Below are 6000 nucleotides of genomic sequence, written 5' to 3' on the forward strand. Positions count from 1 at the left end.
ACCCCGTCACCTCCCGCTACGGGCGGGTGACGGGGTAGCGGTGCGTCCCGGGCCGGGCCGGGGTGCCGAGCTCCGACCGCCAGCAGCCGAGGACCAGCGCGGACGGGTAGAACATCGGCTCCGGCAGCGCGTCCAGCGCGAACCGCTCCCAGCCGCCGCAGGAGTGCGGCTCGGTCACCACGGCCGCCGCCAGGCTCGGCGGGGCGAGCACGGCGGCGGTCAGCCGGGGGCGGCCCAGCTCGTGGTCGAGGAGCAGCCCGAGCACCCGCATGTCCGCGGCGGGCAGCACGATCGAGGTCTCCTCGGCCAGCTCGCGGGCGGCGGTCTGCTCGAAGGACTCGCCGAGGTCGACCTTGCCGCCGGGCAGGCTCCAGGTCGGCGGCTCGCCGGCGGTGGTGCGCCGGCCGACCAGCACCCGGCCGTCCCCGGTGGGCACGATCACGCCGGCGCCCAGCAGCGGTGCGGTGGTCACAGCGGGTTCCTCCAGGAGCAGGGGCGTCGCGGACTACCAGGCGGAGCGCTCGAAGTCCTTCAGGAAGCAGCCGTAGAGGTCCTCGCCCTGCTCGCCGCGGACGATCGGGTCGTAGACCCGGGCGGCGCCGTCGACCAGGTCGAGCGGGGCGTGGAAGCCCTCCTCGGCGAGCCGCATCTTGTCCGGGTGCGGACGCTCGTCGGTGATCCAGCCGGTGTCGACGGCGGTCATCAGGATGCCGTCGTTCTGGAACATCTCCTGCGCGCTGGTGCGGGTGAGCATGTTCAGCGCGGCCTTCGCCATGTTGGTGTGCGGGTGGCCGGCGCCCTTGTAGCCGCGCTGGAACACCCCCTCCATCGCCGACACGTTGACCACGTACTTGCGGCGCGAGGCCGAGGCGGCCATCGCCGGGCGGAGCCGGCTGATCAGGATGAACGGCGCGGTGGAGTTGCAGAGCTGCACCTCCAGCAGCTCCACCGGGCCGACCTCGTTGACGGTCTGCACCCAGCTGTTGGTGTCGGCGAGGTCGGGCACCAGGCCGCCGGCGTCGATCGCGGTGCCGGCCTGGATCCGCTCGGGCGTCGCCGAGCCGGTGACCAGGGCGAGCGAGGTGACGTCCTGGGCGGAGATCCGCTCGATGTCCCCGGAGGAGGCCTGGGCCGGCAGGGCGGGCAGGTCGACGCTGCCGCTGCCGAACCGGCCGATGGTGGTGGACTGCGGCAGCACGCCGGCCGGCAGCGGCGCGGACTCGGCGGCGACCAGCTCGCGGTAGGACTCCGGCGGGCGGCGGACGGTCTGCGCGGCGTTGTTGATCAGGATGTCCAGCGGGCCGTCCGCGGCGACCTCGTCGGCCAGCGCCAGGACCTGGGCCGGATCGCGCAGGTCGATGCCGATGATCTTGAGGCGGTGCAGCCAGTCGGCGCTGTCCGGCATCGCGGTGAAGCGGCGGATGGCGTCGTTGGGGAAGCGCGTGGTGATGGTGGTGTGCGCGCCGTCGCGCAGCAGCATCAGCGCGATGTACATGCCGATCTTGGCGCGGCCGCCGGTCAGCAGCGCGCGCTTGCCGGTGAGGTCCGCCCGGGCGTCCCGGCGGGTCCGGTTCTTGACCGCGCAGTTCTGGCAGAGGTTGTGGTAGAACGCGTCCACCTCGACGTACCGCTGCTTGCAGATGTAGCAGGAGCGGGGGCGCTCCAGGATCCCGGCGATCTCGGTGGTGGTGACGGTGGTCAGGCCGAACGCGCCGGCCGTCTCGTCGTCGATCCGGGTCGGGGCGCCGGTCGCGGTGCGCGCGGTGACGTCGCGGTCGTTGGCGGTCTTCCGGGCCCGGGTCTCCTGGCGGCGGCGCTGCTTGAGTGTGCGGAATATGCCGCCGACGGCCTGCCGGACGGTGATCGCGTCCGGGTGGTCGACGTGCAGCTCGTCCAGCTCGGCGAGCACCTCCAGGCAGAGCCTGAGCCGCTCCGGGTCGAGACCGGGACCGTAGTCGATCTCCTCGTCGCCGCCCGCGTCGACCTGCTGCTCGCTGATGTCCGTGCCCGCCGTCATACCGTCTGCGCTCTTCCGCTCGCCTCGCCCTTACCGCGTGAATGCTACGGGAGCGGCCCTGGCCGGGGCGAAAAGCCGGAGGGCCGGCGGTCGTTTGGAGGATCATCCATGTCTACGCGCGGAGCTTTGATCACGGTTTGTGTACAGCGCCAGCAATCGTCCTCGAACTGGCATTTGCCCAGGGGCTGCCGGAGAATCGAACGTTGGGTGCAGGGGCGCCCGAGTGCGCCCTGCGGCCGAGCCGCACCCGCACCCGAGGTGTAATTTCTCCCAGCCAGAGAGCCCCGTTTCATGCGCTTCCTGAACGACCTCAAGCCCTCGTACGACCTGACGTACGACGACGTCTTCATGGTCCCCAGCCGTTCCGCCGTGGGCTCCCGACAGGCTGTCGACCTCTCCTCCAACGACGGCACCGGGACCACCATCCCGCTGGTGGTCGCCAACATGACCGCCATCGCCGGCCGCCGGATGGCCGAGACCGTCGCCCGCCGCGGCGGCCTGGTCGCCATCCCGCAGGACATCCCCACCGAGGTGATCGCCGAGGTCATCGGCTGGGTCAAGCAGCGCCACCTGGTGCACGACACCGCCATCACGCTCGGCCCCGGCGCCACCGTCGCCGAGGCGCTCTCGCTGCTGCCCAAGCGCGCCCACGGCGCGCTGGTCGTGGTCGAGGACGGCAAGCCGGTCGGCGTCGTCACCGACTCCGACTGCCAGGGCGTCGACCGCTTCACCTCGCTCGCCGACGTGATGTCCCGCGAGCTGCTCCTCCTCGACGAGGGCATCGACCCGCGGGCCGCCTTCGACAAGCTCAGCGAGGGCCACCGCAAGCTCGCCCCGGTCGTGGACGCCGACGGCAAGCTGGTCGGCATCCTGACCCGCAAGAACGCGCTGCGCGCCACCCTCTACACCCCCGCCGTCGACACCGCCGGCAAGCTGCGGATCGCCGCCACCGTCGGCATCAACGGCGACGTCGCGGGCAAGGCCAAGGCCCTGCTGGAGGCCGGCGCCGACGTGCTGGTCGTCGACACCGCGCACGGCCACCAGGAGTCGATGATCAGCGCGCTGCGCGCCGTCCGCGGCCTGGACCCGCAGGTCCCGATCGTCGCGGGCAACGTCGTCTCCGCCGTCGGCGTGCGCGACCTGGTCGAGGCGGGCGCCGACATCCTCAAGGTCGGCGTCGGCCCCGGCGCGATGTGCACCACCCGGATGATGACCGGCGTCGGCCGGCCGCAGTTCTCCGCCGTGCTGGAGTGCGCCGCCGAGGCCCGCCGCCTGGGCAAGCACGTCTGGGCGGACGGCGGGGTGCGCCACCCGCGCGACGTCGCCATGGCGCTGGCCGCCGGTGCCTCCAACGTGATGATCGGCTCCTGGTTCGCCGGCACCTACGAGTCGCCCGGCGACCTGCAGACCACCGCCGACGGCCGCCAGTACAAGGAGTCCTTCGGCATGGCCTCGAAGCGGGCCGTCAGCAACCGCACCTCGCAGGACTCCACCTACGACCGGGCCCGCAAGGCGCTGTTCGAGGAGGGCATCTCGCACTCCCGGATGTTCCTCGACCCGGCCCGCCCGGGCGTCGAGGACCTGATCGACTCGATCGTGGCCGGCGTGCGCAGCTCCTGCACCTACGCGGGCGCCGCGAGCCTGGAGGAGTTCCACGACAAGGCCGTGGTCGGCATCCAGAGCGCCGCCGGCTACGCCGAGGGCAAGCCGCTGCACTCCAGCTGGGCCTGATCGCGCGGGGCCGGGTCCCGAGGGGTCGGGTCCCGAGGGGTCGGGTCCTGAGGGGCCCGGCCCGGCCGGGCTCAGCCCCGCTCGTCGCGTCCGGTGGCCGGCCGGCTCCTCGCCAGGGGGAGCCGGCCGGCCACCGGCGCGTCGGGCGCCGTTGCCGCACCGAGTGTCGCTGTGTCGGGCACCGCCGCACCGGGCGTCCTCGCGTCGACCGGCGCCGCCCCGGGTGTCGTCGCCCCCAGAGCGGGCGGAAGGCCGACCGGGGTGAGCAGCGCGCGGCCGAGCAGTGCGACCGCGCCGTCCAGCGCCGAGCTGAACGCCCCGGCGGCCGAGGGCCGTTCGCGCAGCTCCCAGAGCACCCGCACCGAGGCCCAGGCCGCGTCGCGGGCGGTGTCCACCGACCACACGCCGACCCGGTGGGTCAGCGGCTCGACCCGCTCCAGCAGGTCCGGCCCGGGCATCAGCTGCTCCCGGACGGCCGCCTCCACCCCGGCCAGCACCCCGTTGATCCGGTGGTAGTCGGACGCCAGCCGCTCCGGCTCCCGCCCGAGCCGCAGGCAGGTGTCGACCACTGCGAGCGGCAGGTCGTGCTGGATGTGGGCGTTCATCCCGGCCAGCGCGAACTGCACCGGGTGCAGGTCCGGCCGCGCGCGCAGCTCGAACAGCGGCCGCCAGCAGGCCGGCGGCCGACGCCCCGCCGCGACCGCGTCCACGGCCCGCAGGTAGCGCCCGGCGAACACCACGTCCAGCTCGGCCACGGCGGGCGGATCCGCGAACTCCGCCAGCCGCGCCCGGACCGTCTCCGTGACGGTCAGGTACATCCGGTTGAACACCGCCACCCCGTCAGCGGGCGGCAGCCCGGCCCCGATCGCCTTCAGCCGTCCGATCACCCGGTCGATCCCACGCGCGCCCTCCCGCTTCGCCGACACCCCGGTTCTCGTTGACACCCCGGCCATCCGCCACCTTCCGATGTCGATCGTGCACTGATCGCATCATCGTGGCAGCGGCCCGCCCGGTTCCCCGCCCCGCCGCGCTCAGTTCATGTCGTACTCCAGGACGTAGGTGTGCCGGCCCTCGTCGTCGACCTCCAGCTCGAACACCCCGGTGATCCCCGCCAGCTCGCCCGAGCCCGTCCCCTCGACCACCCGGATCGACAGCCGCTCGCCGTGGCTGCCTGGCGCCGCGTGCTGCAGCACGAACGACCCCTGCCGCCCGTCCAGCGCACCCGTGAACCGCTCCACCGCCACGTACGCGGCCGGCCCGCCCGCGCCGTCCAGCACCGAGAACATCCGCACCACGCTGGACCCGGTCAGCCCGCCGGTGAACTCCTTGGTGATCCGCACCCGGCCGAGCGTCGCCCCCGGCTGCTGGTCCGTCTCCTCCGGTTCGAACGAGGTGACTTCGAACGCCCCGCTGGTCCTGCTCCCCATGGCACCGCTCCTTCGTTTCCTTCGTCGGAATCGATCGCGCAGCCACCCTTGCACGAGCCACTGACAATTCACCCCGAAGCGGGTCCGGACCGGGCTGCCGTCTGCCACACTGGCCGCCCGGGCAGTCAGCTGTCCCGAACCACGCCGACGGGGGGCCGTATGGACATCGAACTCGCCGACCTGCTCGCGTCGTTGCGCGCGGAGATCAACCGCGCCCGGATCGACTCGCGCGACCAGGACGTCCGCTTCCGGATCGACTCGATCGACCTGGAACTCCAGGTCGCCGTCGAGAAGTCGGCCGAGGCCGACGGCGGGGTGCGGTTCTGGGTGGTCTCGCTCGGCGCGAAGGGCGCCGCCAAGGCGGCCCACACCCACACCGTCCGGCTCGCCCTCAGCGCCGAGACGGCCGACGGCGGACAGGTACTGACCGGTGACGACGTGTCGGGTCTGATCGACCTCGGCTGACCCCCGGAATGAGCCCGTTCGTCAAGTCCCGGGTGGCCGAGGTCATCGTCCGGCACGGCGGCGGCACGGCGGCCTACGGATCCGGGTACCGGATCAGCTCCCGGCTGGTCCTCACCGTCGCCCACCTCTTCACCGAAGACGCCGGGCAGGGCGGGGCGGGCCGGGGCGCGGACGGTGGGGCAGGCCGGGGCGCCGAGGGCGGCCGGCGCTGCACCGTGCTCCTCGGCGGCGGCGACGAGCCGCTGCCCGCCACCCTCGCCTGGCGCGGCCGGGGCACGGACCTCGCCCTGCTGCGCCTGGACCCGCCGCCCGGTGGCCCCGGGCCCGGTCCGGGCCCGGACCCCGCCGCCCCCGCCGCCC

Annotated in this window: 6 protein-coding genes and 1 pseudogene; 3 read left to right on the forward strand and 4 right to left on the reverse strand. The window is 73.6% G+C overall.

All coding sequences use genetic code 11. The features are described 5' to 3' along the window. Nucleotides 1–16: 16 nt before the first annotated feature. Nucleotides 17–472: an NUDIX domain-containing protein gene (locus AB0N76_RS19225; protein ID WP_363558645.1), complete on the reverse strand. Its 456-nt coding sequence runs from the start codon at nt 470–472 to the stop codon at nt 17–19. A 33-nt stretch (nt 473–505) separates the two neighbouring features. After that, nucleotides 506–2017, reverse strand: coding sequence for an SDR family NAD(P)-dependent oxidoreductase (locus tag AB0N76_RS19230; RefSeq protein ID WP_363558647.1), 1512 nt, complete (start codon nt 2015–2017; stop codon nt 506–508). Between the two features lie 291 nt (nt 2018–2308). Here AB0N76_RS19230 and AB0N76_RS19235 point away from each other — a divergent pair, with 291 nt between their 5' ends. Beyond that, nucleotides 2309–3748 carry a GuaB1 family IMP dehydrogenase-related protein gene (locus AB0N76_RS19235; RefSeq protein ID WP_363558649.1) on the forward strand — a complete coding sequence of 480 codons (1440 nt, stop codon included), beginning with the start codon at nt 2309–2311 and terminating at the stop codon, nt 3746–3748. Nucleotides 3749–3819: 71 nt separating this feature from the next. Here the strand turns inward: AB0N76_RS19235 and AB0N76_RS19240 are convergent, their stop codons facing one another. Both AB0N76_RS19240 and AB0N76_RS19245 read right to left on the reverse strand, forming a co-directional pair. After that, the gene (locus AB0N76_RS19240) at nt 3820–4692 is read right to left on the reverse strand and encodes a DUF5995 family protein (protein WP_363558651.1); all 873 of its coding nucleotides are present in this window, start codon (nt 4690–4692) and stop codon (nt 3820–3822) included. 87 nt (nt 4693–4779) lie between these two features. Next, complete coding sequence (locus AB0N76_RS19245) at nt 4780–5175, reverse strand: DUF3224 domain-containing protein (RefSeq protein ID WP_363558653.1); 396 nt, start codon at nt 5173–5175, stop codon at nt 4780–4782. A 159-nt stretch (nt 5176–5334) separates the two neighbouring features. Here AB0N76_RS19245 and AB0N76_RS19250 point away from each other — a divergent pair, with 159 nt between their 5' ends. Beyond that, a complete protein-coding gene (locus AB0N76_RS19250) occupies nt 5335–5640 on the forward strand; it encodes a trypco2 family protein (RefSeq protein WP_363558655.1) in 306 nt (101 codons plus the stop codon). Nucleotides 5641–5648: 8 nt separating this feature from the next. After that, nucleotides 5649–6000: pseudogene (locus AB0N76_RS19255) on the forward strand (hypothetical protein); the annotation flags it as partial.

This window comes from Kitasatospora sp. NPDC093806, from assembly GCF_040683335.1.
Classification (GTDB): Bacteria; Actinomycetota; Actinomycetes; order Streptomycetales; family Streptomycetaceae; genus Kitasatospora.